Origin of the sequence: Candidatus Chlorohelix allophototropha (assembly GCF_030389965.1) — a bacterium.
Classification (GTDB): Bacteria; Chloroflexota; Chloroflexia; order Chloroheliales; family Chloroheliaceae; genus Chlorohelix; species Chlorohelix allophototropha.
Genome location: NZ_CP128400.1, coordinates 2,285,186 through 2,309,790 on the forward strand (window position 1 = coordinate 2,285,186; position 24,605 = coordinate 2,309,790).

26 protein-coding genes and 1 tRNA gene are annotated in these 24,605 nt (G+C 48.7%); 16 read left to right on the forward strand and 11 right to left on the reverse strand.

The features are described 5' to 3' along the window. Positions 1–128 precede the first annotated feature (128 nt). Positions 129–1,235 (reverse strand): magnesium-protoporphyrin IX monomethyl ester (oxidative) cyclase, encoded by a 1,107-nt coding sequence (acsF, locus tag OZ401_RS22400; RefSeq protein ID WP_341470754.1) that lies wholly within the window; start codon positions 1,233–1,235, stop codon positions 129–131. A 202-nt stretch (positions 1,236–1,437) separates the two neighbouring features. Here acsF and OZ401_RS22405 point away from each other — a divergent pair, with 202 nt between their 5' ends. From OZ401_RS22405 to OZ401_RS22470, 14 genes are all read left to right on the forward strand, one after another. Beyond that, positions 1,438–1,920 carry a YbaK/EbsC family protein gene (locus OZ401_RS22405; protein WP_341470755.1) on the forward strand — a complete coding sequence of 161 codons (483 nt, stop codon included), beginning with the start codon at positions 1,438–1,440 and terminating at the stop codon, positions 1,918–1,920. 171 nt (positions 1,921–2,091) lie between these two features. Continuing rightward, positions 2,092–2,601 carry an RrF2 family transcriptional regulator gene (locus tag OZ401_RS22410; RefSeq protein WP_341470756.1) on the forward strand — a complete coding sequence of 170 codons (510 nt, stop codon included), beginning with the start codon at positions 2,092–2,094 and terminating at the stop codon, positions 2,599–2,601. A 25-nt stretch (positions 2,602–2,626) separates the two neighbouring features. Then, a complete protein-coding gene (locus OZ401_RS22415) occupies positions 2,627–3,517 on the forward strand; it encodes an ABC transporter ATP-binding protein (RefSeq protein WP_341470757.1) in 891 nt (296 codons plus the stop codon). Next, positions 3,517–4,872, forward strand: coding sequence for a Fe-S cluster assembly protein SufD (sufD, locus tag OZ401_RS22420; RefSeq protein WP_341470758.1), 1,356 nt, complete (start codon positions 3,517–3,519; stop codon positions 4,870–4,872). Before OZ401_RS22415 ends, sufD begins: the two co-directional genes overlap by 1 nt. Before the next feature lie 231 nt (positions 4,873–5,103). Next, positions 5,104–6,375, forward strand: coding sequence for a cysteine desulfurase (locus tag OZ401_RS22425; RefSeq protein WP_341470759.1), 1,272 nt, complete (start codon positions 5,104–5,106; stop codon positions 6,373–6,375). 77 nt (positions 6,376–6,452) lie between these two features. Then, positions 6,453–6,884 (forward strand): iron-sulfur cluster assembly scaffold protein, encoded by a 432-nt coding sequence (locus OZ401_RS22430; RefSeq protein WP_341470760.1) that lies wholly within the window; start codon positions 6,453–6,455, stop codon positions 6,882–6,884. Further along, positions 6,874–7,029 carry a hypothetical protein gene (locus tag OZ401_RS22435; protein WP_341470761.1) on the forward strand — a complete coding sequence of 52 codons (156 nt, stop codon included), beginning with the start codon at positions 6,874–6,876 and terminating at the stop codon, positions 7,027–7,029. The genes OZ401_RS22430 and OZ401_RS22435 overlap by 11 nt, the downstream gene beginning before the upstream one ends. A gap of 156 nt (positions 7,030–7,185) precedes the next feature. After that, the gene (gene sufB / locus OZ401_RS22440) at positions 7,186–8,586 is read left to right on the forward strand and encodes a Fe-S cluster assembly protein SufB (RefSeq protein ID WP_341470762.1); all 1,401 of its coding nucleotides are present in this window, start codon (positions 7,186–7,188) and stop codon (positions 8,584–8,586) included. A gap of 139 nt (positions 8,587–8,725) precedes the next feature. After that, complete coding sequence (locus OZ401_RS22445; RefSeq protein ID WP_341470763.1) at positions 8,726–9,046, forward strand: metal-sulfur cluster assembly factor; 321 nt, start codon at positions 8,726–8,728, stop codon at positions 9,044–9,046. Further along, complete coding sequence (locus OZ401_RS22450) at positions 9,047–9,601, forward strand: DUF2378 family protein (protein WP_341470764.1); 555 nt, start codon at positions 9,047–9,049, stop codon at positions 9,599–9,601. Positions 9,602–9,606: 5 nt separating this feature from the next. Further along, on the forward strand, positions 9,607–9,924 hold the full coding sequence (locus OZ401_RS22455) for a metal-sulfur cluster assembly factor (protein ID WP_341470765.1): 318 nt from the start codon (positions 9,607–9,609) through the stop codon (positions 9,922–9,924). 129 nt (positions 9,925–10,053) lie between these two features. Further along, positions 10,054–10,383: an ArsR/SmtB family transcription factor gene (locus OZ401_RS22460; protein ID WP_341470766.1), complete on the forward strand. Its 330-nt coding sequence runs from the start codon at positions 10,054–10,056 to the stop codon at positions 10,381–10,383. Continuing rightward, complete coding sequence (locus OZ401_RS22465; protein ID WP_341470767.1) at positions 10,373–10,831, forward strand: SRPBCC family protein; 459 nt, start codon at positions 10,373–10,375, stop codon at positions 10,829–10,831. Before OZ401_RS22460 ends, OZ401_RS22465 begins: the two co-directional genes overlap by 11 nt. A gap of 157 nt (positions 10,832–10,988) precedes the next feature. Next, positions 10,989–11,642 (forward strand): hypothetical protein, encoded by a 654-nt coding sequence (locus tag OZ401_RS22470; RefSeq protein ID WP_341470768.1) that lies wholly within the window; start codon positions 10,989–10,991, stop codon positions 11,640–11,642. Between the two features lie 66 nt (positions 11,643–11,708). On the opposite strand, the gene OZ401_RS22475 is transcribed toward OZ401_RS22470, so the two are convergent. The 9 genes from OZ401_RS22475 to OZ401_RS22515 form a co-directional block, all read right to left on the reverse strand. Continuing rightward, complete coding sequence (locus OZ401_RS22475; protein ID WP_341470769.1) at positions 11,709–13,118, reverse strand: phosphoglucomutase/phosphomannomutase family protein; 1,410 nt, start codon at positions 13,116–13,118, stop codon at positions 11,709–11,711. A 13-nt stretch (positions 13,119–13,131) separates the two neighbouring features. Next, on the reverse strand, positions 13,132–13,254 hold the full coding sequence (locus tag OZ401_RS22480) for a hypothetical protein (RefSeq protein WP_341470770.1): 123 nt from the start codon (positions 13,252–13,254) through the stop codon (positions 13,132–13,134). A 94-nt stretch (positions 13,255–13,348) separates the two neighbouring features. After that, on the reverse strand, positions 13,349–14,026 hold the full coding sequence (gene rpe / locus OZ401_RS22485; protein ID WP_341470771.1) for a ribulose-phosphate 3-epimerase: 678 nt from the start codon (positions 14,024–14,026) through the stop codon (positions 13,349–13,351). A gap of 16 nt (positions 14,027–14,042) precedes the next feature. Further along, positions 14,043–14,507 carry a hypothetical protein gene (locus tag OZ401_RS22490; RefSeq protein ID WP_341470772.1) on the reverse strand — a complete coding sequence of 155 codons (465 nt, stop codon included), beginning with the start codon at positions 14,505–14,507 and terminating at the stop codon, positions 14,043–14,045. 10 nt (positions 14,508–14,517) lie between these two features. Beyond that, on the reverse strand, positions 14,518–16,362 hold the full coding sequence (locus OZ401_RS22495) for a DUF2851 family protein (RefSeq protein ID WP_341470773.1): 1,845 nt from the start codon (positions 16,360–16,362) through the stop codon (positions 14,518–14,520). 14 nt (positions 16,363–16,376) lie between these two features. Then, positions 16,377–17,201 carry a PHP domain-containing protein gene (locus tag OZ401_RS22500; protein WP_341470774.1) on the reverse strand — a complete coding sequence of 275 codons (825 nt, stop codon included), beginning with the start codon at positions 17,199–17,201 and terminating at the stop codon, positions 16,377–16,379. Positions 17,202–17,314: 113 nt separating this feature from the next. Further along, positions 17,315–17,740, reverse strand: coding sequence for a stage V sporulation protein S (locus tag OZ401_RS22505; protein WP_341470775.1), 426 nt, complete (start codon positions 17,738–17,740; stop codon positions 17,315–17,317). A gap of 670 nt (positions 17,741–18,410) precedes the next feature. Beyond that, positions 18,411–19,943 carry a ribonuclease Y gene (gene rny / locus OZ401_RS22510; protein WP_341470776.1) on the reverse strand — a complete coding sequence of 511 codons (1,533 nt, stop codon included), beginning with the start codon at positions 19,941–19,943 and terminating at the stop codon, positions 18,411–18,413. Between the two features lie 347 nt (positions 19,944–20,290). Next, positions 20,291–21,043: a c-type cytochrome gene (locus OZ401_RS22515; protein WP_341470777.1), complete on the reverse strand. Its 753-nt coding sequence runs from the start codon at positions 21,041–21,043 to the stop codon at positions 20,291–20,293. 236 nt (positions 21,044–21,279) lie between these two features. Between OZ401_RS22515 and OZ401_RS22520 the strand changes: the two genes are divergently transcribed. Next, positions 21,280–21,355: transfer RNA gene (locus tag OZ401_RS22520), tRNA-Ala, on the forward strand. Between the two features lie 304 nt (positions 21,356–21,659). On the opposite strand, the gene OZ401_RS22525 is transcribed toward OZ401_RS22520, so the two are convergent. Further along, complete coding sequence (locus OZ401_RS22525; RefSeq protein WP_341470778.1) at positions 21,660–23,354, reverse strand: sensor histidine kinase; 1,695 nt, start codon at positions 23,352–23,354, stop codon at positions 21,660–21,662. A gap of 50 nt (positions 23,355–23,404) precedes the next feature. Here OZ401_RS22525 and OZ401_RS22530 point away from each other — a divergent pair, with 50 nt between their 5' ends. Beyond that, positions 23,405–24,586 carry a class I SAM-dependent methyltransferase gene (locus OZ401_RS22530; protein ID WP_341470779.1) on the forward strand — a complete coding sequence of 394 codons (1,182 nt, stop codon included), beginning with the start codon at positions 23,405–23,407 and terminating at the stop codon, positions 24,584–24,586. Positions 24,587–24,605 lie beyond the last annotated feature (19 nt).

Consider the following 24,605-nt stretch of genomic DNA (forward strand, 5'->3'; position numbering starts at 1 on the left):
GAATAAGGTAAATAAATAGTTAAAAATAGTGTTAAAGCACTGCTATTACTACACTTAGCTATGAATCCCGCACTAAAAAGCCCGTCCGCGTATTTGCGAACAGGCTCATTCTAAAATAGGCTGAGTAGTTATATAGTTCTAACCTTTTTGGTGCGCATCAGAAAGAGTTGCCCAATTGCGGCAACGTTGCTTGCTTTGAGCAAACCCCGCCGGGCGGTTGCGCTTACGCCCGCTTTACCTTCCAGTTCGTCCAAACGCTCATTGTTGGCTGCCATTTTTTCCAGCAACCGCCCAAAGGCTGGATTTTCCGTGTCGATTCTAAAGCCCCAAACGGTACTGGCTTCTTCATCGCAGCGTTTAATCACATGCATATCATATTCGCGCGGTTCAAGCCCCATCGCTTTGTAGAAAGTCTGCGCTTGAGGCTTGATGTCGCGCAGATACATTGTGATATAGACCGAGAGGGTGAAGAATTTAATCATTGCGTGGTTAAGGAAACCCTTGAGCATGCTTTTAGACTGAGATTTCATGACCAAAGCGAAGAAATGCCCGTGTCGATGCTCATCATTGCACCAACGCCCAAAGGATTTGAAGATGGGATGGAAGCGCAACTCTGGATTAGCTTCCAGATGGTCAAATATAGTGATGTAGCGATAGTAGCCGATTATCTCGGAGAGATACACGGTGTAGCACATAATCTTGGGAGGAATTTTGGTGCGCTCTTTGGCTTGTGCCAGAAAGCCCAAATCGAACTCAATGTCGAGGTCTTGCATGGTGTGGGTCAGGAAACTGGCATGCCGTCCCTCATCACGGGTCATGTACTTGAAGGCATCCCGAAGGTTTGGCTCGGTGCAATGCTCGGCTATTTCGCGATAAAGTAGACAGCCGGAGAACTCACCCATGCTGCTGCGGCGGGCAAATTCTTCAAATTCTTGGCGGGGTAACTTTTCAAAAGGACCTTTGAACTCAGGGGTACGCACGAAATGACCCTTGTTAAGGTCGGCGCGAAACTCAGACAAAATCTTCTCAAGTTCAGCCTTATGGCTGCTCAAATCCCATTTGTTTATCTGCTCAAAATTGGTGGTGTAGAAACGGGGCGCTAAAATATCTTTCTTGAGACCTTCAGCAGTGGTTTTGTTTGGGGCATTTACTACGGCTTTCTCGTAACCATCCACCGACAGGCTACCGCTATCGGCGGCAGGGCTAACGGCTGGTTTAGTTACTTTAAAACTCATATATTACTCTCCTTGTAAGGCAAGAGCTTAAGATTATTAGGCAAAATGGATAAAAGGGTATAAAAGTTTGTGGCTACGACAGACTCTATACTACCACCTAGCCGGAGAGCGGGTATGTAGTGGAAACTACCCTAAAAAGCTGATTGTGCTAAAATTAGCTGCTTTATTTGAGATAAGAAAACTGTAAATAGGGGAGGATATTGTGAAACCTGCTGCCCAGAAAGTTCAGCAAATCATAGATGAGCTAGGTCTGAATAGTCAGATAGTAGAGTTCAGCGAGAGTACGCGCACCTCGGCAGAAGCCGCCGCTGCAATCGGTACAAGTGTGGCGCAAATCTGCAAGAGCATCCTGTTTGCGGCAGGCGACAAGGAGAACGCTATTCCGGTGATGGTCATTGCCAGTGGCGCAAACCGAATTGATACCCACAAGGTGCAGACGCATATCGGGCAGAAATTGCATAAGGCTACGCCCGAATTTGTGCGAGAGAAAACTGGGTATGCCATCGGGGGAGTGCCGCCCTTCGCTCATGCGCAACCGCTGACCATTTTCATAGATCAGGATTTACTCGCTTTCGAGGTGGTGTACGCGGCGGGTGGCACTCCTAACGCTATCTTTCCGCTCAACCCTGCCGACTTGGTGAAAGTAACGGGCGGTGCGGTAATAGATTGTAGAGTGGATAATTAGTGAAATTCCGACAAAATTTGTAGGAATATACTTGACAGGCTCATTGGTGGGGAGTAAAATAAATCCGACAACGGTACTAGGATTTACAACTCACTTAATATATAGATTACTGGCAAATATAGCCTAAAACAGAATAGTTAAAAAGCTATCTGACGAAGTGGTAGGTGGCATATGATTTTCTCCACACGAATAGAGTACGGTGTGATGATGCTGACCGATTTGGCGCGGCATTACGGAAAAGGCCCTCTTTCTCTTTCGGAAATCGGGGCGCATCTTGACCTTTCGGTGGCGTATCTAGAGCAAATTGTACCAAATTTGCGTAAAGTTCAACTGATTGAAAGCATAAGGGGGGCTAAAGGTGGTTACATCCTTAGCATGCCGCCTAACAAAATTCGGATGGGCGCGGTAGTGCGGGCATTGGAAGAGCGCGAAGGCGGCTTTCGAGTGATGCGGTGCGCTACTTTGAGCGGTGATGCGGAAGTGTGCAACCATGAAGAAATTTGCACCGCTCCAATTCTGTGGGTGCGGGTGCGTGATGCGATTTCGCAGGCGCTCGATTCTACTACGCTGGCAGACCTTGTGCCTGAAACCCGCCGTAGCTTGCCGGTAAGTTTGGGGATAAAAGCAATACCCGGCGACCAAGAAAATAAAGTAATACTTGCGGTTACCACTGAAAACTAACCGATTCTGAGGAGTGGGAAATTAAATGGCTGACGAGCTTATCATTAAAGATTTGCATGTAAATGTAGAGGACAAAGAGATTATCAAAGGGCTAAGCCTGACTATCCGGCGAGGCGAAACCCACGTAATAATGGGTCCCAACGGTAGCGGTAAAAGCACCTTGAGCAATACTATTATGGGGCATCCCCGTTATACCGTAACTGCCGGGGATATTATTTGGCAGGGAGAGAGCATTTTGGATTTGCCAGCCGATCGCCGGGCGCGTCGGGGCTTGTTCCTCGCTTTCCAGTATCCGATGGAAGTACCGGGCGTTTCAGCCAGTAATTTCTTGCGTACTGCTCTGACCAATATTCGCAAAGGCGACCAAGCTCCCACCATTACGCCCGATAATTTGGGCGAAATTGGAGATGGTAGCGGTGGTAACCAAGCCAAAGTAGGGGGCGATGGCGCAAATATTGACCGCTCTAAGCGTCAAACGCTTATTCCGCCCAAAGAATTCCGCACTATCTTGAAAAGCAAATTAAGTCTTTTGCAGATGGACGAAAAATTCACCAAACGCTACCTGAACGATGGTTTTAGCGGTGGTGAGAAGAAGCGCATGGAAGTTTTGCAGATGGCGGTGTTGTCGCCAAAAATCGCCTTCTTGGATGAGCCTGATAGCGGTCTGGATATTGACGCTATCCGCATCGTAGGCGAAGGCGTGAGCAAGCTAAAAGGTCCTGATATGGGCATCGTGGTTATCACCCATCAGCAGCGCATCTTGAACTACCTTGATGTAGATTTTGTACATGTGATGATGCAAGGCTATCTGGTCAAGAGCGGCGGCAAGGAATTGGTCAAGGAAATTGAAGAGCGCGGCTATGGCTGGATTCGCGAAGAAGCCGGGCTTGCTGCCGGGGCGGAGGAGGATGCTTAATGACCAGCCCTGTGGTAGAGAGCCTTTTAACGCTGGAAGCGGTAGAAAAACTATCCGCTTTAAAGCAAGAGCCGCATTGGATGCTGGAGAAACGGCGCGAAGCCTTGAAGCTCTACGAAGCCTTGCCGTTGCCGGATTGGACGCGCGGTATTCGTGGTTGGTGGACTAGCAGCTTGAAAGAGCTAAAGCTGGAGAGTTTGCAGCCCTTCACGCCTGCCGGGTCAAGCCTACCCCACCTTAATTTGGATGGCAAGGTGATTATCGAGGATGAGGAAGAGGGCGAAACCCGCGAAATTGTGGAGCAAACCGCCGGAACTCTCGTGCAGTATAACAGCGAAGTGGTGCAGGTAGAGCTTTCCGAAGAAGCCCTCGCGCAAGGGGTAATTTTCTGTAGCCTTGACGAGGCGGTGCAGAAACATCCCGCGTTGGTGCATGAATATTTTATGACTTCCAATGTAAAGCCAGACGATAATAAATTTGCGGCTTTGCATGCGGCTTTGTGGAGTGGTGGCGCATTTCTGTACGTTCCTAAAAATGTCGTTATAGAAGCGCCTTTCCGGGTGGTGTTCTACGCCGACACTGCCAATAGCGCAATTTTCAGCCATGTGCTGGTAGTGGCAGAACCTCACAGCCAAGTTAAAATTATTGAGGAACAATTAAGCGCATCGAACCTCAAAGAGCAAGCTTTAGATGCCAATATTGTAGAAACCTTTGTAGCTACGGGCGCAAAAGTGGAGTTTTATAATCCTCAAGATTGGGGCGAAAGCTTCTTTAACTATTCCACCAAACGCGCCTTGCTCAAGAAAGACAGCATCAACCGCTGGATATTGGCGGTTATGGGTAGCGAAGAAACGCGCCTTGATGTGGAAAGCGTGACTTTGGGCGAAGGGGCGCATGCCGAGGCGGTTGGCGCGATTTTCCCCAATCACGAGCAGCACCTTGACCTGAAAGTGGTAATGCGCCATTCCGTACCAAATACCACCGGAGATGCTTTGTTTAAAGCGGCGTTGCTGGATAAAGGGCAATACGGTTTTCAGGGGAAAATTCGAGTGGATAAGCTCGGAAGAAATACCGATAGCTTTCTAGCAGACCATGTTTTGTTCTTGAGCGAGGATAGCAAGGCGGATGCCCTGCCAAGCCTTGATGTGGATGCCAACGATGTGCGCTGCGCTCATGGGCAAACCATCGGCATGGTGGATGAGCAAGCGATTTTCTACCTGCAATCGCGCGGTTTGTCCCGTGAAGAAGCGGTCGGATTAATCGTACAGGGCTTTTTCGAGCAAGTGACCAATCGCATCCCGCTTGCCAGTGTGCGACAGCGCATGAAGGAAATAATCTCTAGGAAAATATATTAATTTGCAAAGGGCTTGCTCTTTTAGGCAAGGGGCTTATGAGGATTAACAATTAAATCCGTAAAACGAGGATTGGGGTAAGACCTTCGGTAACAAGGGATTTAATCTAATACCGGGCGCATCGGAATGCGCCCCTACCCCGAACCACATCCGAACGAGGCGGTTTTAATTCGTAGGGGCGTATTTGAATACGCCCTTCGTTGGTCTAAACTTTTAGAGAAGGTCGAATCTTATATGACAGAAATTGAATCTCTGGATCAAGAACGAGAGAAGCGAGCATTTGATATTCCCGAAATCAGGCGCGATTTTCCTATTTTGCAAGAATTAACCAACGGCAAGCCTTCGGTTTACTTGGATAGCACCGCCAGCAGTTTGCGCCCCGAACAGGTGGTGGGAGCTATGCTGGATTATTACCATAAATGTAATGCCAATATCCATCGTGGCGTATATCGTTGGAGTGAGGAAGCGACCTTCAAATATGAACGCGCCCATGGCAAAGTCAAATGGTTTCTCAACGCCCGTTCGCACAAGGAAATTATATTTACCCGCAACACCACCGAATCTATAAATCTGGTGGCGCACACATGGGGTCGCGCCAATATCAAAGAAGGCGATGAGATTGTCAGTACGGTTATGGAGCATCATTCCAATATCGTGCCGTGGCAAATGCTGGCGCAGGAAAAGGGCGCGAAAGTGCGCTATATCAAGGTGAACGAGGAAGGCAAGCTCGACCTTTCCAATATTGACGAAATTATCACCAAAAAAACCAAACTGGTGGCAGTTACCCATATGTCGAACGTATTGGGTACTATCAACCCGGTGGCGGAACTGGCAAAGAAAGCCCATGCGGTTGGCGCACTTATCCTCGTAGATGCCGCCCAAAGCGTGCCGCATCTTCCGGTGGATGTACAGGCGTTGGATATAGATTTTCTGGCGTTTAGCGGGCATAAAATGTGCGGACCAACCGGAATCGGCGTGCTTTGGGCGCGCCGTAATCTGTTGGAAGCAATGCCGCCTTTCTTGACCGGGGGTGACATGATTCGGAGCGTAACGCTGGAAGGCAGCACTTGGAATGACCTCCCGTGGAAATTTGAAGCCGGAACGCCCGCTATCGCCGAAGGAATCGGTTTGGGCGCAGCGGTTGATTATCTGGCATCTTTCGGGATGGACAAGATTCGCGCCCACGAAATCGAAATTACCCGCTACGCGCTTGGACAATTGCGCGAAGTACCCGATTTGCATATCTACGGACCGCGCAAAGCCGAAGAACGCGGCGGGGTAGTGGCGTTTAATCTGGGTGAGGTGCATCCGCACGACCTCGCCACAATGCTGGATCGGGATGGCATCGCGGTACGCGCCGGGCATCACTGCGCCCAACCGCTGCATGATTTCCTTGATCTTCCCGCGACCACTCGCGCCAGTTTCTACATCTATAATACGCTGGAAGAGGTTGATAAACTGGTGGATTCGCTCTATCGGGTGCGTAAAGTCTTCAAACTTGCATAGTATCTTAACTTGCAATTTGATTTAATTCCTAGTAATATGGTAGGGATTAAACTTGGTAATCAGAGAGGTATTTAAAGGTGACTGAAGCAAGAGACGACTTAGATATGGAGTATGTGCTGGAATTGGCGCATAACTTTGATGTCGAACTAAAAAACCATCGGGTGGAAGACCCCACTATAGAACTTGAAGATAGCAATCCCTTGTGTGGCGACCGCTTCAAACTCCAATTGAGGGTCAATAGTGAAGGGGTCGTGGAAGATGTGGGCTTCACCGGGCGAGGTTGCGCTATCAGTCGCGCTTCCGCCTATGTCCTTTCCGATTTAATCAAAGGGCATAAGGTGGACGAAGTAAAAGATATTACCCGCGACCAGATTATTGAAGAACTAGGTATCGAGATAAACAGTGCGGTGCGACTAAAATGCGCTTCACTGGCGTTGCGCACTACCCGCAAAGGGCTGGTACTGGCGGGGCGTATTGCCGAAGAAGATGAAGATGAGGATGAAGAATAAGATTACCGAAGGGCGGTTCACACCCTCTACGGGGCGCAGGCGAACCGCCCACCTGTCCCCCGGATGGGGGATACAAATCGGTTCTCATGAGAGTTGGTTCGTAGGGGCGCATCGCGATGCGCCCGCGTTTGCTGGTAAAATTTGATGGATTTACTACTCTAAGCGAAAGTCCTGTGATTGATTCTCAAGCGTAATAGCTTCATCCGCTTGGCGGGTGAGGCATAACCATAGATATACAAAGTCAACTCGTATTTTACGGCAGAATTGGCAAAAGGCAGTCTGACCGGAGGAGTATAGAAAAATGACTATAGAAATAAATAAAGCTACCGAAAAGAAAGTTGAATTCGGTACGCCGCTTTTGAAAGTGTGGAAGGCGAAGAAAGGGCTATCCCGCGAACTAATCGAAGATATTAGTTGGCAGAAGGATGAGCCACAATGGATGCGCGAATTCCGCCTCAAGAGCTACGATATATTCGAGTCGAAGCCGATGCCGACGTGGGGACCGGATTTGAGCGGTTTGAAGTTTGATGACCTTACTTTTTACACTCCCTCCGGTTCGAAAAAAACCCGTACATGGGATGAAGTGCCTGACGAAATCAAGAACACCTACGAAAAGTTGGGTATCCCCGAAGCTGAACGCAAATATCTGGCGGGTGTGGTCGCGGTATATGATAGCGAACCGATTTATGAGGGCTTGAAGGAAGAATATACAAAACTGGGTATTCTTTTCACTTCGATGGATACCGCCGTCAAGGATTATCCCGACATTGTAAAGAAGCACTTCATGACCAAGTGCGTGCCGCCTACCGATAATAAGTTTGCGGCATTGCATGGTGCGGTGTGGAGTGGCGGTTCTTTTATGTGGGTTCCACCCAACACCAAAGTTGATTTGCCCTTGCAAGCCTACTTCCGTATGGAAGGCAAGGAAGAAGGCACTTTCGAGCATACCATGTTGATTGTGGAAGAAGGTTCGGAAGCGCAATATATCGAGGGCTGTACCGCTCAGCAGTACAGCACCAACTCGTTGCATAGCGCGGTGGTGGAAATCTTTGTGCGACCAGGCGCGCGCGCCCGCTATACCACCGTTCAAAACTGGTCTAGCGATATTTACAATCTCAACACCAAGCGTTCGTTGGTTGAAGAAGAAGCCCACATGGAATGGGTGGGCGGTTCGATGGGTAGCAAAATCACCATGCTTTATCCTTGCTCGTATCTAATTGGCAAAGGGGCGCGGGCTGACCATTTGAATATCGCTTTCGCCAACAAGGGGCAACATAAGGACGGCGGCGCGAAAGTTATCCACGCTGCGCCCTACACCACCAGCAATGTTTTGTCCAAGTCAATCGCTAAAGATGGTGGGCATGCCGGATTCAGAGGGCTTTTGCGAATTGCGAAGGGCGCATACGGTTCACGCGCCAAGATTCGCTGTGACGGTCTGCTGATGGATGAGTTCAGCCGCAACGATACTTACCCAGATATGCAGGTACATCAGAATAATGTAACTATCGAGCATGAAGCAACGGTAGGGCGCATTTCCGAAGAGCAGGTATTCTACCTAATGACTCGCGGTTTGAGTGAGTCCGAAGCAATGGCAATGATTGTAAACGGTTTCATTGAGCCGGTTACAAAAGAACTACCGATGGAATACGCCCTTGAGTTGAACCGTTTGGTGCAACTGGAGATGGAAGGCTCTATCGGTTAAGATTCGGGAAGGGCGTATTCAAATACGCCCCTACAAACGCATTTGCAAATGGCGCATAAACTCGTGATAATAAGGGTGGGCTGGAGCATCAAACCGCCCATCCTTTTCAATTTAGTAATTAGAAAGGAAGCGAAGGCTGATGGCGGTCGCATCCGATGAAGAGATTATCAAAGCTCTAAAAACCGTGACCGACCCTGAATTGGGCGTAAACATAATTGATTTGGGTCTGGTTTATCGCTTGGATATAGATGATACCGGCGAGATTGAGATTTTTATGACGCTTACCACGCCTGCCTGCCCTGCCGGACCGGAAATCCGGAATGATGTAAAGAATGTATTAAGCGAACTACCGGGCGTGAACGGTGTTAAAATCAACTTTGTGTGGTCACCACCGTGGGGCGCGCATATGATAAGCGAGCAGGGTAAAGAAGAGTTAGGCTGGATGGATGGCGAGTTTTAGATGGATAACCCGTATCTGATAAAAAAATACGCAATGGTGGCGCTGCTGGCGGGAACTGGCATGAAAGATGATACCGAACTGGTTTCCGCTATTGTACAGCACACCGGCTATGACCCACAGAATCCTACCCCTGAAGTTGAGGTGTGGCAAGCGCGCCGGATATTGGAATTGATAGCAGCGCGGGTCTTGCCGGGTGAGGACTTGCAAGAATCCATGCGTAAGCTTGGCAGGCTTAGTTTTGAGGGTTATGGCAATAGTGCAGCGGGCAAAATACTGCTGGCTGTAATAAAAGCGTGGGGTACTGTGCGGTTGGTCAAGAACTCGCCGCTGGTATATCAGGGTATTTTCCGCTATGGCGAGCGCAGCGCGAAAGAGCTAGAGCCTAATCGCTGGGAGCTTTTGCATTTTGATGAACCCGGCTATATCGAGTTTATGGCTGGTATCACCGAAGCAGTAGTAGCCGCTAGCGGGGCGCAAAATATACGGTTGGATATAGAAAAAATTGAAGATGAAAGCAAGCGGGATAATTACCGCTTTGAGTTAAATTGGGAGTAAAACACATGAGCTTGCCGACTGAAGAAGAATTAAAAGAAGCCCTTAAAACGGTCTATGACCCTGAAATCGGGATAAACATTGTTGATTTAGGGCTGATTTATGGGGTGGATATAGATGATGAAGGTCTAGTTGACATAACTATGACGCTTACCTCGCCCGGTTGTCCGCTTGGTCATGTAATAGGGGCGCAAGTGCGCGAGGCGTTGGACGGTATGCCCGGTGTCAACGATGTAAAACTCAATCTGGTGTGGTCGCCCTCTTGGAATCCTACTATGATGACCGAAGATGCCAAAGAAGAATTGGGTATTGACGGGACATACTAAGCCTGTTTCGAGCGGCAAGAAGTGAGCTTGTGCTTTGAGCCGCCTTTCCTCATAAAATTGCGAATACCAATTTTCAAACAACCTCAAATGTAAGTTGACACTTACGTAAGCGTATGCTAAAATAACATCATGCTAGATTCAGTATTACACGCCATAGCCGAGCCAAATCGCCGCCAGATTTTACAACTGCTGCACTGGAAGGAGTTGTCGGCTGGAGAAATATCAGCGCAGTTTTCGGTAAGTCGTCCGGCTATCTCGCAGCACTTGAAGGTGCTGGAAGAGGCGGGGCTGGTTTTGGTTCGCGCGGAAGGCACTCGCCGTTTGTATCGCTTCCGCCCTGACGGTCTTTCCGAGCTAAAGAGCTTCCTAGAGCAATTCTGGGATGAGCAGCTTTTTATGCTGAAAGAGGTAGCAGAGGCAGAAGAAAAGCAAAAAGGAGTTATTAAGGTTGAATCTTGAAGCATTTACGGTGGAACGTGAAATCTGGATTGACGCTCGCCCTGAAACCATCTTTCCTTTTTTCACAGACCCGGTTAAATTGACCAAGTGGAAAGGTGTAAAAGCTACCCTCGACCCACAACCGGGTGGCATTTACCGTACCAATATCACAGGGCGCGACATTGTAAGTGGAAAATATGTGGAAGTATCGCCCTATAATCGGGTGGTGTTCACATGGGGTTGGGAAGGCGAAGGTAGCCCGCTCCCGCCCGGCACATCCACCGTTGAAATAAATCTTGTACCGGATGGGCAAGGCACTCGCTTGCACCTGAAACATTCCAATCTGCCCACGCCGGAGATGCTTAAATCACATACCGAGGGTTGGGAACATTTCCTGCCACGCTTGGTAGAAGCCTCTCTGGGCAACGACCCGGGACCGGATCCATGGGCATCCGGTAACAACCAATAATAATCATCCCATTTTACGTTCTAGCTAAATAACGCAACCGTTACTTGAAGCCACTGCTTGAGAGTCGCAGTTTTAATCTGCTCTTTCGGTAAGCTTGCCACAACAGGTTTTATTAGATGTGCCTTTTTTGATTTCAATTCATGAAGGAGATAAATTCATGTCCTCAACTCAATTATTCCTGTTAACTATAAATGGTACTCAAGGTCAAGCTAGCCTTGAGCAAACCCGCGCTATTCACAATGCTACTGCCGGAGCGCCTGCAAATATCGCTACAGCACAATCTCTGGGAGACCTCAGTCATTCGGTTTTTGTGCCGGTTCAGGACGAAAAGGGTGAGTTCTTTATTATGGATGTTTGGAATGATATGGAAGGACTCAACCAGTTTTTTTCCAATCCTCATGTTCAGGAACAAGCCGGGCAAATTTTCGCCACTCGCGACCCGGTGGTGTGGACTCCTGCCAACGATATTTTCCACTACAGCCTGCTTGCGCCAGCCGGAAAAAATGAGCGGTTTCTTGGGGTTGTGCGCGGGACTGTTTCTTCCAAAGAGCAAGCCCGCAAAACTATGGATGCTGCCACCAGCAACGGTCTCAGCAAGGCGCGTAAGCTCGGCGCAATCTCCCACCAGAACTTTTTCCGCATGGGTGGGGAATCGCTCGAATTTCTGGGGGTAGAGGTATGGTATAGCCTTGAGGGGGCGTTTGCCTATTACGGTGACCCGGCTTTTGGGGAACAATTTCATGGGATGTACACGGCAGAACCAGCCTCATGGATTTTGCAACGCCCAGAAGGAACATGGTCTGAATGGTAGAATAAGCGCGAAACAAAAAAGCCCGGTTCAACGCCGGGCTTTCTTCATGCCTATTGCAAAAATTCGTTAGACTCCGGTGATAGCTTTGCCTTGCGCTAGGATGGCTTCGACCTTTTCAGGAGAAGTGGTTTCGGTGTAGGCGCGCATAATCGGTTCGGTGCCGCTGAAGCGAATCAGCAACCAACTGCCGTCCTCGCTGTAATATTTGAAACCATCATCAAAACGGGTGTTGACGAGTTTTGAGCCAGCCAAATCCTTTGGCGTATTATCGCGGATGCGTTGCATAATCTCGCCCCGTTTTTCCTGCTCAAAGGTAAAGTCGATGCGGTTGTAATAGTGGGGCCCGACTTTCTCAAAGAGCCAATCAATCAAGCCGGAAACAGTTTTCCCGGTTTTGACCAACATATCCGCCAGAAATAGACCGCAGATGATACCGTCACGTTCGGGAATATGCCCTCGGAAGCCGAACCCGCCCGACTCTTCGCCACCCATCAAAGCATTTTCCGCCATCATTTTCGGTCCGATATGCTTGAAGCCCACCGGAGTTTCAAACACCGGGACATTGTAAAGCTTGCCAAGTTGGTCAAGCATTGAGGTGGTGGAAAGCGACCTTACAATCATGCCACGCTCGCCTCGCACTTCCAGCATGTAGAGTGCGAGTAGGGCGTACACCCGCAATTGATCTACAAACTCGCCCTTCTCATCCACTAAGCCCACCCGGTCAGCATCGCCATCGTTCGAGATACCGATGTCATACTTGCCGGTTTTCATCAGTTCCATATGCTCGGTCAGGTTGCGGGCAATCGGTTCGGGGTTGTGCATGCCGGGGAAAATCGGATTGCGCTCGTTGTGCATATTGGTGACGGTGGCAGTCCCACCGCTCAGGATGCGCGGGAAATAGCCTTGCCCTGCGCCATACATCGAATCCACCAAGATTTTAAGATTGCTCTTGCGGATACCCTCGATGTCCACCATTCGCCCCAATTGCTCGATATAGCCTTCGGTTGCATCGAAATATTCCACCAATCCGGCTTTCACCGCATCCTGAAACTTCATGCGCTGTATCGGAGTGTCGAGATAACCTTCAATGGCGGTCACAATTTCGGGTGAGGCGCTGCCGCCATAATGAGGCTTAACCTTGAAACCGTTGTCGGTGGCAGGGTTGTGGCTGGCAGTAATGACCACGCCGCCGCCCGCTTTCTTCTCGATAATGGAGTAGCTGAAAACCGGAGTCGGGGCAAAATTGTTACTCAGATAAACTTTTACACCGTTAGCGGCAAAGACTTCGGCGGTAGCAGCAGCGAAATGTTCCGAGTTGAAACGGGTGTCGTAGCCTATTACCAGACCGTCTTTAGCGTAACCTTCTTTTTTGAAATATTCGCAGGTGGCTTGCGCTACTTTACGTACATTGTCGAAGGTATAATCTTCGGCGATAACTGCTCGCCAGCCGTCGGTTCCAAATTTGATTTGTGCCATGTCATCCTCTGCTTTACATTATGTAACCTAACGTGGGCGTATCGGGGGCAATAGCCCTTTCCCACAGAACGATTGCCCCCAACCCCATGAGATTTGTGCCACCGAACGAGGGCGCATCAGAATGCGCCCCTACCAATTAAAACTTCTCACCAATATCAAGAGAATTAACCCGTAGGGGCGTATTTGAATACGCCCTTCGTCCGTTGTCCTACCGAACGAAGGCGGCACGCCTACGAAATCGCTTGCCGGATAGCCACTCGTATGTCCGTGATATTCTGTGCCACGCTTTGGCGTTTGTTGAATACGGCAGACCCGGCGACAATTACGTTTGCGCCTGCTTGCACTACCGTACCGACGTTTTGTGCGCCCACACCGCCATCTACTTCAAGCTCAATCGCCGGATTGACCCGCTCAATCATATCACGCATTCGGCGGATTTTATCCGTGGTGGTTTCGATGTAGGATTGCCCGCCAAAGCCGGGGTTCACGCTCATGAGCAAAACTAAATCCACATAGGGCAAGATTTCTTCCAGCACGTTAATCGGGGTGGCAGGGTTGATAACTACTCCCGCTTTCGCGCCCGTATTTTTGATTTGCTGGACGGTGCGGTGTATATGAGGGCAGGTTTCGTAATGCACCGTGACAATGCTTGCCCCCGCTTTTACAAAGTCCTCGATGTAGCGTTCGGGCTTTTCAATCATCAAGTGCGTATCGAAGGGAATGTCGGTTACGGCGCGCAACTTTTCCAATATTATAGGTCCGATGGTGATATTCGGCACGAAATGACCATCCATAACATCCACATGCAGGTAATCCGCCCCCGCTTTGACCGCTTCGGTGGCGTGTTCGCCCAACCGCGCAAAGTCGGCTGAAAGAATAGAGGGGGAAATTTTTATCTTATTTGTCATATTAATATCCTCGTAATTATAACTTTTTACACTGTAGCACGTTACCGCGAGTATCGGCGCGATAATCATAACGTACATTTTGAGATTTAATCAGCACCGTAATCTGATAACCGGGCGTAAGCACCTGTTGGTACGAGTAATCGGGTTGGGGGCAACCCATCGAGCTATCAGGGAAGGTGCGCGGCAATATCGTAACATATTCAAGGTCGTTTTGGGCAATATTCAGCGTAGCTTTCAAGTCTTTAGCTATAGCGTTTTGCGCCAATTCAATTGCCGGGTCGCTTGGGGCGGTAGTAGCGAGGGCGGCGGTAGTAACAGGCGCGGCAGTATTCGCCGCAGCGGTAGTAGCGAGGGCGGCGGTAGTAGCGGCTGGAATGGTAGTAACAGGCGCGGCAGTATTCGCGGGAGCGGTTGTCGTGTCACCGCAAGCGGACAAAACTATCAGAGCGAGGCATAAGAGTATGACATGCTTAAATTTCATTGCAAATATCCTATCCAAGCGGGCAAGTCCCCCAATTCTGTTCGTTGCAAAAGCTATGATGTAATTGGATTAATCCTTGCTGGCGCATTGCACCGCCTAACAAACGGTTTAGCTTAACCTTCTGGTTCTTATCGCGGTATTCTTCCGGCAATTCGCCGTTCCCCTCCAGCCAAAAGCGAAACACCTGTCGCGCTACGTTCTCCACCAGTTCATTGCTGCCCTTGCTAGGATAGCTATGGTACACGGCAAGGGCATTTTGCTCAAGCGGAGAGTTTCGAGTGTGGCGAGCATACGCCCAAAGAAAGGGCAAAGTGGCGTTTATAGTTATCTCTGTCGCTCTGTCCGCGCCGATTAGGGCGGGTGCGGTGCGGGCGTTATCGCTGCCGGGGAGCTTTTCAAGCGTTAGGTCGTAGCGTTGCGCCCAGAATTGGCGGCTGGCGCTTTCCGTTTTCGGTAGCTCTACCACAAAGAAGGTAGCCAGAACTTTGGCAGCTTGCGCGGGTTCAAGCCCGGTGATTTTCGCTTCGAGCCTTTCAAGAAGCTCGGTTTCTTCCACCAGTTTGAGCGAAACCGCCCAACGCGCCAAGCCTGCTATGCGCCGCGCCGGGTGATTTACCGGGCGCACTCGCGCAAAATTCCAGTCTTGCTCGTGCATAGGTTGGAATTGATAGGCGCTTTCCCGTAGGTAACGCTCTAGCCATGCCCAACGCCTGTCTAGTTCTTCGGCGTATTCGGCGGCAGCCCAATCTTCCGGGTCAATATCATCTTTAGAGGGGTCAAAAAGCGGTTTCGGACGCGGTTTGCGTTGGGAAGGCAATAGCCCGGCTGCGCCTAAAATCGCCGCTTCTAGGGTGATAATGCGTTCTTCTGCTTCGTCTGTGGCAGAATCATTCAGCAAATCGAGCAAGCTGCTCAAGGGCACAATTTGCGATAGGCGTTTGAATTGGGCTTTATTCTGCGCATAGCCCAACGCTTCCAGCAAACCGCTCCAGAAGGGTTGCACAAGGCTATCTTCCTGCGCACAGGCTGCTTCATATTTCTGCCCTTTTTCCTTAAATCTGCTCTCGCCCAGTTCATCAATTCGCGCCAGCACTTCCGCCAAATTGGGGTGATGTTGCGCCACCAGTTCACAACAGGGACCCTCGCTTTCGGAAAGAGAGCCAAGCCGAGTTCCACTTGCTTGCGCTAATCTGATAGCTTCCAGCAGTTCATTTTCATTGCCGAAGCTTTCCAGCAAAGCGAGGGTAGCAGGGTTTTTGCCGTTCAGGGTAGTTACTGCGCCGCCGAGAAGCGCCACATGCAAGATTACCTCGTTATAGCGGGAATCGGCAGCATGCCCATGCGCTTGCCAATCCTGTGTGGATAGGTGCAATTCCACATCGCCCCGCAATAGCTCGCCCCCAAGGTCAATTATTGCCCCTCGAAAATCGGGACCAAGCCCACCACTCCACCTACCCCGATATACGATTTTCAAAGTGCGCCCATCGCTTGCTGTTAATTTACGCCCCTTCTCCCAGCCTTGCGCGTTCCACAACTCTGCCAATTCGCGCTCGTTGAAAAGACGCGCCAGCCTTGCCATATCGGCGATGTTATCAGATTGCGCCGACGCTTTGTCCGGCTTGGCGAAAATGATAGAATCATCCTTCGCGCTTGGTTTTAATGAATCGTGGGGAAAGGACATATCCCCAAAGTGAGAGTTTGGGGGATTTGGAAGGGTAGGTTTTACAACTTCGGGTACAGCTTCAGGGCGTGGCAAAGTTGGAGACGCAGTAGGCTTTCCTGCGGGTTTTTTCTCAGGTCGGCTCTTTTTCTTGGGTAGCGGATAAAGAAAACGTCCTTCTTCATCGTATGGCATGGGCTATTGCTCTTTTAGGGCTGTAAACGGGCTTTCAGTTGACCAATTACCTCGTCTGGCACCAAACGTTCACCAAGATATACCTGACCGCCATCGTCTCGCCCGTGAAAGTCGCTGCCTCCGGTTGGCACGATATTATACTTTTGGGCGAGTTCCAGAAAACGTGCCACCGTCTCCTCATCATAGTGTCCGTAGTAGGTTTCGATACCCGCTAACCCGGTTTGGACGGTTTCTTCCAGAATTCGGTCAAGGTCATTAACCCAAGTGGGGTGCGCCAAAACTGCCAAACCGCCCACTTCGCGAATCAGTTGCACCGCTTCAACCGGAGTGATTTTCTCGCGATCTACAAATGCGGGACCACCGTTATAAAGATACTTTTCGAAAGCTTCGGCGATGGTTTGTACATAGCCCTTTTCCTTCATGGCTTCGGCGAAGTGAGGTCGCCCAATTGATGCGCCGTTTGCAATTTCCTGCACCCGCGCCCATTCAATCGGCATACCCAGTTCCGCCAATTTTTGGACAATTAGCTCGCCTCGATTAAAGCGGGTATCCCGAAAATGCTTGAGCTTTGCTTGAAACTCTTGGTTATCATAATTTAGAAAGTAGCCCAAGATATGCACTTCGCCGTTGTCTTCCGCGCTAAGCTCAATACTGGGGATTACTTCCAAGCCCAGTTTATTCCCAAACAAGATTGCAGCATCAAGCCCGGCGGTAGTATCGTGATCGGTTAGGGCGATGGTTTTCAAGCCCAAACTAGCCGCCAACCGGACTAATTCTTCCACGTTAAGAGTTCCATCTGAAGCGGTGCTGTGCATATGAAGATCTACAGTGCCGGGCATATTAAAGTCTAACCTCCTAGGAAATATTTACAAACAAAAAAGGCTCCATAATAAATGAAGCCTTTTTTATCTATTTTACCACATCAATATTCTAGATTATAGCCTAGAAAGAGCTATTGCATTACGGGTGAAGTACTAGAGCCGCTAAAACCGGGTCGTCTTTCAACTAGCAATTTAATTGCAGTTCGTTCTTCATCATCTATTAGAACGTCAATAAAAGCGGGGATACAGACAATATCAATCCCGCTACTTATTAGATAGCCACGAGCTATCGCTACAGCTTTAATAGCTTGATTGGTAGCGCCTGCGCCTATAGCTTGAATCTCGACACGTCCTGTTTGCCTGATAACTCCTGCAATCGCGCCAGCGACACTGCTCGGTCGAGATTTACCGGAAACTTTCAAAACTTCAACTTCGCTCACATGTGCCTCATGTTGTTGTTCGTTAACAGGTCGTATGGGTGTTACATAGCTTACTGGACGGTCTCCTTGTTCTGTTCCCGGTTCGGTCGTGCGGTTGAAGGTAAACTTGGATTCCATAATTGTTCTCCTTGTTGTGTTGTTTCAGCGCGTGTGAGTAGGTGGTGAAACCTTCTCCGGATATCAAAATGGCTCTCCTGTTTTATTTTAATCAACCGTTGACTTAAAATGCATAATATTCTGCATTCTTGAGCTCAAGTTTGCCTTTTAAGGTACTGTTCCGGCGATCACAAATGATTAACCAAATGAATCAGTAACAAATTAATTATGCAAAAAGCAATAATCTAGCTAATTTGGATAACCCAACAAACAAAATACCCAAATAAGCCGTTATTCGATTGATTAAACTAAAACGAGATTGTCCCCTAACCGGGTCAACCTATTAAGTATAGCCTTCGCGCTCTCTATAGAAACGGCAAAGCAAACAAAGAACTTTATACTGCTATCCGCTCTTTAAGAAAAGCTGTATTCAAGTTTTGCCGCCACTGCCTACTTAAAATCGGGTTAAGATTTCCAGAGAAATAAGTTCTCTTACCTATCCCTCTTTAGTAGTTCAACTAATTTAACAACTGTTTAAATCATTATAGCAGACATTGGGAAAAAGAGTCGAGTTTTGCTTACTACATTTAGGAGAATTATCGAAATTGTCTCAGCACAAAATAAGGCACTCCAAGTAAAATGAAGCGCCATAGAAATTACATATAGTAACACTTAGAAGCATTAAATATGATTATTTGGCGTAATCTACCGCACGGGTTTCACGAATAATAGTTACTTTTATTTGTCCCGGATATTGTATATTTTCTTCAATTCGGCGGCTAAGTTCATGCGCCATACGCATCGCTGAGACATCATCTATTACTTCAGGGCGCACTAGGATACGAAGCTCACGTCCGGCTTGGATTGCAAAACAACGTTCCACACCCTCCATAGAGTGTGCCAACTCTTCCAAAGCGGTTAGCCGCTTGACGTAGGTTTCGACTTGTTCGCGCCTTGCGCCCGGTCTGCCGCCGCTCAAGGCATCTGCTGCCATTACAATCCACGCTTCCACCGATTGCGGGTCTTCCTCGCTGTGGTGTGCCGCTACGGCGTGAATTACCTCTGGCGTGTTCATAAAGCGTTTTATGCGGTCTGCGCCGATAAGCGCGTGTGGACCTTCCATCGAATCCTGATCAATTACTTTGCCAATATCATGGAGTAAAGCAGCGGTTTTAGCCACTTGCACTTTTGCGCCCAATTCAGAGGCGATTACTCCGGCAAGTTTACTGGCTTCAATGACATGCTCTAGTTGATTTTGTCCATAGCTGGTGCGATAGCGCAACTTTCCTAGCAAGTAAAGAATTTCAGGATGGATGCCTTGCACGCCTACTTCATAGGCGGCTTTTTCGCCATCTTCGCGTAATTGTTGTTCTACTTCTTGTTTGGCTTTGTTGACTGCTTCTTCGATACGCGCCTGATGGATGCGCCCGTCTGTCACCAACTTGGTTAATGCGCGGCGCGCTATTTCGCGGCGAATTGGGTCAAAGCAACTGAGGGTTACTGCTTCGGGAGTGTCATCCACTATCAAATCTACTCCGGTAGCTTGCTCGAATGCCCGAATATTGCGCCCTTCTCGTCCAATGATGCGACCCTTCATTTCATCGCTAGGCAGGGGCACGGTGCTTACAACGGCATCACTTATATAATCGCTGGCAATTCGGCTAACCGCAACCGATAAAACTTTACGGGCTTTTTCTTCTGATCTTTCGCGTGCTTCTTCTTCAATTTTTCTGACTCGCACGCTGGCGTATTGGCGCGCATCATCCTCTATTTTTGCAATTACCAATTCTTTGGCTTGCTCGGTGGTAAGTCCTGCAACTCTTTCCAATTCAAGAGCTTGGCGTTGTTTTAGCTCGTCCGCCTGCTTGCGCACCTTCTCAATATCACGTTCGCGATCATTCAGATTACGCTCACGTCTTTCTTGATTTTCCAGCTTATGCTCAAGGTTTTCTTCTTTTTGCTGGAGGCGACTTTCGCGCTGTTGGAGTTCAACGCGCCTTTCTTTCAACTCATTTTCGGCTTCTTGTTTAAAACTCAAAGCCTCATCTTTTGCTTGTAAAACAATCTCGCGCTGTTTGGATTTTGCTTCTTCTATAAGACGGTTAATATTTTCTTTTTCAAGGGCTAACTGGATGTTTGCTTTACCTTGTTTGTAAAATACAAACCCTAGACCGCAGGCAAGCCCTGCTAGAATACCGAACAAAATGGTAAGAAGCGTCTCCATTGCTAAGCTCCAAATCTATATATGTTTCAGAATTTATATTAATCATAGTAACAAACCAAAATTAGAGTCTTACCCCTACGTTCCGCTACATTTATTTTGGACAATGCTTACTGTCACAATAGGTGAAATGCCGGTGACCGGAGATGGGAATTTTGCTAGGATAGCACAATAACTTATTGTTATGTATCCTATATCAGACGAGTATTTACTGTCAAGTTTAGCACCTATTAAATTAGGTTGGTCGAGGGCGCATCGGGATGCGCCCCTGCCTTGTCTATCAAATAATAAGACCCCCCCTCAAGTGGAAGGGGGAGCTTGTATTCATAATACTTTGATCTGAAGCTGGCTTACTTCAAATTTACATTGATAGAGAGAACGAAAGCAACCAGATTGTTGAGAGTAGGTTCGTCAATGGTATCTGTATCAAAGACAGGCATCAGATTTCTACCATTGCGAACGTTGCCGCGAATGTAAGCCGGGTCTAGCGCGTTTGTGCTGGTGGACAGGTTAGGGCATCCGGTTGGGCCTACTGTTGTTCCCATGTTGGTATGACAGCCTTGGCAAGTGATTTTGAACATTGAAGCGCCCTTAGTTGCATCTCCTTTTTCCGCTGCCCTTGCTGTTGCAAATTCCTTTACCCTTGCTGCTGCAACCGGGTCGCTAGGTCCTGCGCCTGCTGCTGCCGCGGTAGTTGCACCCGCTGCTGCTGCTGCCGCGGTAGTTGCACCCGCTGCTGCTGCTGCCGCGGTAGTTGCACCCGCTGCTGGTGCTGCTGCCGCCGCTGTAGTCGCGCCTGCTATGGTTGGTCCAGCAGGGAGGTTGGCTATAGTAACAGTGGGACGTGTAGCAGGTGTGCTGGTGGCGCCGGCTACAAGCGCTGCGCTCTTGGAAGGATCAATTGGGACACCGCCTTGGGGGTTATTATTTCCTTGCGCCGTTTGAACGACAGCAGCGGGTCGTAGAGTGCCGGATGCTATGGTCGAGTTCGCATCAATGTCGGTCTGACAAGCGGCTAATAACAGGGTCAGAATCAGCAGCGCCGTCAATCCGCCGGTTGCCGCTAAAAACTTCCCAGCTTTAGATGAGGTTAGCTGGCTCATTGTTTCTCTCTCCTTCTAAACTAGCGAGTAATTACCCCCTGAAGCAGCTATGCCGGGGTTTGGTGCGTACGATCGATTATCAGTGAGATGAGCAAGTGAAATTTTGAGTGGTTTTACTTCTGTACAGTATAACGCTATTGTATGGAAACTTCAATTATTCAGACTACCATTAATTGTAGATTTTGTAACGGTTGACAGTATTAATGCAAAGCGATATAATTCAGTTCGCTATTGATGGGGGTGTAGCTCAGTTGGGAGAGCGCTACAATCGCACTGTAGAGGTCAGGGGTTCGAGCCCCCTCACCTCCACCATCAACTAATCACGACTTTGTTGTCTTTTTCCACTAACCCTTCTTAATTTTCGCCGCCTTGCCTAATTTTTCGATGCGCAAATACAGCTACGGCATAGATTCTCAAATAGAGTTGTAACTCTCAAGGGGGAAAGAGGAAAGAGGAGTCCAAGGGGACACCCCTTGCGACCCCGCACATGGGTTGCACCCCTGAGAACCCCGCTCGGATTCCTTTAGTCCCCTCAAGGGGAAAATAGGAGAGAGGAATCCAAGGAGACACCCTTGCGACCCCGGCAGGCGTTCTGCTTCTCAAAAAGAGTTACTTGTTATTTCAGCAACTCAGGATATACTGCACTTGGTTGCAAGCGGGGTAACGCTGGTAAAGGAAGGGCGATTAGCGGCAGATAAATTGTAAAAGTGGTAAACCCTTCGCTGCCGGTCAGAGGAAATGGGTAATTGAAAACATAGGTCAGTGGCACACTTTGAACTTGGACGCTACCTCGGTGTGAATCTATTAATTCTTTGGCGATTGCCAAGCCTAACCCGGTACTATCGCCCTTCTTTTTGGAACGAGATTTATCCAGCTTATAAAAACGTTCGAATATACGGTTTAATTGATCGGCAGGAATAAGCGGGCCTGTATTGCTGATTCTGACTTGCGCCCAACAATATAAATTGCCTGTCAATGCCATTGTTGCCGGAACGGATACGGTTTCGTTTCCGGTAAGCCGCAATTCTACTTTTACTTCGCCACCTTGCGGGCTGTATTTGATGGCATTATCCGCAATGTTTGTAAAAACTTGCTCAAGTCGGTCTGAATCCCCCCAAACTATTGGACCCGGAATCGAATCTTGGGGCAAGAGATTTTGAGAAGAATCCTTATTAATTCTGCGTTCTTTTTGCGCCAACTGCGGATAGTAGTCGTTGATGGAAGAAACGAGATTTATACCTTTTTGAAGGATGAGCGGTTCGAGCTTTTCTAACACTCGTTCCAGCACTCTTTTGAGGTCAATGTCACGCCAATTATAGTCAATTTGCCCTGATTCAATGCGACTCAAATCGAGCAATTCATCCACAAGACGGCGCATTCTGGCAGATTCTTCGTTAATCACTTTTAGCGAGTGTTCTAGCATCGGGCGCGTATCTACCGTACCATCCAGAACAGCCTGTGAGAATCCTTGAATACTGGTTAGGGGGGTTTTTAGTTCATGGCTGACATTTGCCACAAAATCGCGCATACTTTGTTGCGAGCCGGCTACTTCCTCTGCCATCCGATTAAAGCTAATTGCCAAGCGGCTTATTTCGTCCTCGCCCTTCCCGGCTTGTTCTAGGCGATGATTGAAATCTCCCTGCGCGATTGCTTCGCTGGCGCGGGTCATTAGGATGAGAGGGCGGGCGATGTTGCGCGCAATAAAGTAGGCAGCCAGAATTGAAATTAGCACAACTACCAGCGTTGCCAACGCTAAGCCTCGCAAGAAGGCAAGCCAATCAAAGGCTAGTTGCGCTTCCGGTACGGCAAGGATCAAATCGGTTTTTAGTATAACCGGAACACTGGTACGGCTGTTAGTATTATCGGTAGTGCTTGGTGAGTCACTTATATTCGGACCGGGTAGGGCAAAATATACGTAATTTACCCCGTTCAGATTCAAATAGCCCCGATAAGCGTTTTGATCGCGGGGCGCGAGTTTGTAATCTGGAAGTTTTGAATGGGTTAGTCTATCGCTACCACTTGCCGTATCCAGTAACACATCTCTAGTTTCATCGATTAGCATAAAGCGGGCATCGAAAAGCGCCGCAAAAGTGCTAATATTTTGAAGATAAGCAGTGAGTTGATAGTTATAATTGGGAGGAGGTAATATTTGTAGTACAATTTCAGCGTTCCGCTGAAGGCGGAGTTCAGTTTTATTGCGTTCGTCCTGTTGGGTTTGTTGCACTACGAACGAAAACAAGGCGAGCGCGACCAACAGCGTTAGCAACATTATCAGGATATATGTGATTATTAGTTTGGTACGAAAACCCATCCTACCTTAAGACAACCTCGGTACGGATAATAGTTCAAAATTACGAGAATATGATAACACCAACAGAGAGTGAAGACAATCAAATTGTCAAAGCAGCGCTTATGGAAATTTTACAGCAAAAAAACCGCCTAACTTTTGCTGAATTTATGGAGTTGGCGTTGTATCATCCCAAGGGCGGTTATTATAACAACCGTTCTTCGCTGATCGGTGCGCGTGGGGATTTTTATACTGCCCCCCAATTGACTCCGGTTTTTGGTGAGCTTATTGCCTTACAGTTAAAAGAGATGTGGGAACGGTTGGGGCAACCTTCTAACTTTGCGATAGTGGAAATGGGAGCGGGACAGGGCACGTTGGCGGGAGATATTTTGCTCTATCTAAAGGCAAATGCGCCGCAGCTTTGGGAGAACCTTGTTTATCGCATTGTCGAAATCAGCCCCATTTTAGCGGAAGCTCAGGCGCATCGTATCGGCGTATTGCCGGATGGCGCAGATTTGCTGAAACACGTAGCTTGGGTTGGTTGGGATGAGATAGCGTCAGACAGCGTGATAGGTTGCTTCCTTTCCAACGAATTGGTAGATGCTTTTCCGGTGCATTTAGTTTCGGTCAGCAATGGAAAGCTACAGGAAATATATCTAACTCAGAACGAAGCGGGCGAGCTAGTGGAGGAAACGGGCGAGCTTTCCACGCCTGCTCTGGAAACCTACTTTAAAACGTTGGGTTTGGATATAGCGAGCTATGAGGAGGATTATCGCACTGAGGTTAATCTGCATGCCTCGCCTTGGTTGAGCCGCGTAGCCGAGAAGTTGCAGCGGGGCTATATTCTGACGATAGATTACGGCTACGAAGCGAAAAGCCGCTTTCACCCGCGCCGCATGTCCGGCACACTCCAATGCTATTATCGGCATCAGGTAAGCCATAACCCCTATTTAAATCTAGGAAATCAGGATATAACCGCTCATGTGGATTTCTCAACGCTGCTAAATACGGGCGTAGCTTTGGGCTTAACCACACCCGGACTGATTTCACAGGCGGAATTTTTGGGGGGGTTAGGGATTGGTGAGCATTTTGTCCAAATGAGCGCGAGTACCAATAGCCCCAATGAGGTGTTAGCGCAACGAGAAGCGTTGCTAAGGTTGATTAGCCCCAACGAGATGGGTAATTTCAAGGTTTTATTGCAGGTAAAAAACGCGCCTCTAGAACCCACCTTAAGCGGGTGGAGCGCCTGCGTATAAAAAATGCCCCCTTCGCCCA

Excerpts from the sequence above, each read along its gene's own strand:
- acsF (WP_341470754.1), bottom strand. The coding sequence starts at position 1,235 with ATGAGTTTTAAAGTAACTAAACCAGCCGTTAGCCCTGCCGCCGATAGC.
- OZ401_RS22410 (WP_341470756.1), top strand. The coding sequence starts at position 2,092 with ATGATTTTCTCCACACGAATAGAGTACGGTGTGATGATGCTGACCGAT.
- OZ401_RS22415 (WP_341470757.1), top strand. The coding sequence starts at position 2,627 with ATGGCTGACGAGCTTATCATTAAAGATTTGCATGTAAATGTAGAGGAC.
- sufD (WP_341470758.1), top strand. The coding sequence starts at position 3,517 with ATGACCAGCCCTGTGGTAGAGAGCCTTTTAACGCTGGAAGCGGTAGAA.
- OZ401_RS22425 (WP_341470759.1), top strand. The coding sequence starts at position 5,104 with ATGACAGAAATTGAATCTCTGGATCAAGAACGAGAGAAGCGAGCATTT.
- OZ401_RS22435 (WP_341470761.1), top strand. The coding sequence starts at position 6,874 with ATGAAGAATAAGATTACCGAAGGGCGGTTCACACCCTCTACGGGGCGC.
- sufB (WP_341470762.1), top strand. The coding sequence starts at position 7,186 with ATGACTATAGAAATAAATAAAGCTACCGAAAAGAAAGTTGAATTCGGT.
- OZ401_RS22445 (WP_341470763.1), top strand. The coding sequence starts at position 8,726 with ATGGCGGTCGCATCCGATGAAGAGATTATCAAAGCTCTAAAAACCGTG.
- OZ401_RS22450 (WP_341470764.1), top strand. The coding sequence starts at position 9,047 with ATGGATAACCCGTATCTGATAAAAAAATACGCAATGGTGGCGCTGCTG.
- OZ401_RS22455 (WP_341470765.1), top strand. The coding sequence starts at position 9,607 with ATGAGCTTGCCGACTGAAGAAGAATTAAAAGAAGCCCTTAAAACGGTC.
- OZ401_RS22460 (WP_341470766.1), top strand. The coding sequence starts at position 10,054 with ATGCTAGATTCAGTATTACACGCCATAGCCGAGCCAAATCGCCGCCAG.
- OZ401_RS22470 (WP_341470768.1), top strand. The coding sequence starts at position 10,989 with ATGTCCTCAACTCAATTATTCCTGTTAACTATAAATGGTACTCAAGGT.
- OZ401_RS22475 (WP_341470769.1), bottom strand. The coding sequence starts at position 13,118 with ATGGCACAAATCAAATTTGGAACCGACGGCTGGCGAGCAGTTATCGCC.
- rpe (WP_341470771.1), bottom strand. The coding sequence starts at position 14,026 with ATGACAAATAAGATAAAAATTTCCCCCTCTATTCTTTCAGCCGACTTT.
- OZ401_RS22490 (WP_341470772.1), bottom strand. The coding sequence starts at position 14,507 with ATGAAATTTAAGCATGTCATACTCTTATGCCTCGCTCTGATAGTTTTG.
- OZ401_RS22495 (WP_341470773.1), bottom strand. The coding sequence starts at position 16,362 with ATGCCATACGATGAAGAAGGACGTTTTCTTTATCCGCTACCCAAGAAA.
- OZ401_RS22500 (WP_341470774.1), bottom strand. The coding sequence starts at position 17,201 with ATGCCCGGCACTGTAGATCTTCATATGCACAGCACCGCTTCAGATGGA.
- OZ401_RS22505 (WP_341470775.1), bottom strand. The coding sequence starts at position 17,740 with ATGGAATCCAAGTTTACCTTCAACCGCACGACCGAACCGGGAACAGAA.
- rny (WP_341470776.1), bottom strand. The coding sequence starts at position 19,943 with ATGGAGACGCTTCTTACCATTTTGTTCGGTATTCTAGCAGGGCTTGCC.
- OZ401_RS22515 (WP_341470777.1), bottom strand. The coding sequence starts at position 21,043 with ATGAGCCAGCTAACCTCATCTAAAGCTGGGAAGTTTTTAGCGGCAACC.
- OZ401_RS22525 (WP_341470778.1), bottom strand. The coding sequence starts at position 23,354 with ATGGGTTTTCGTACCAAACTAATAATCACATATATCCTGATAATGTTG.
- OZ401_RS22530 (WP_341470779.1), top strand. The coding sequence starts at position 23,405 with ATGATAACACCAACAGAGAGTGAAGACAATCAAATTGTCAAAGCAGCG.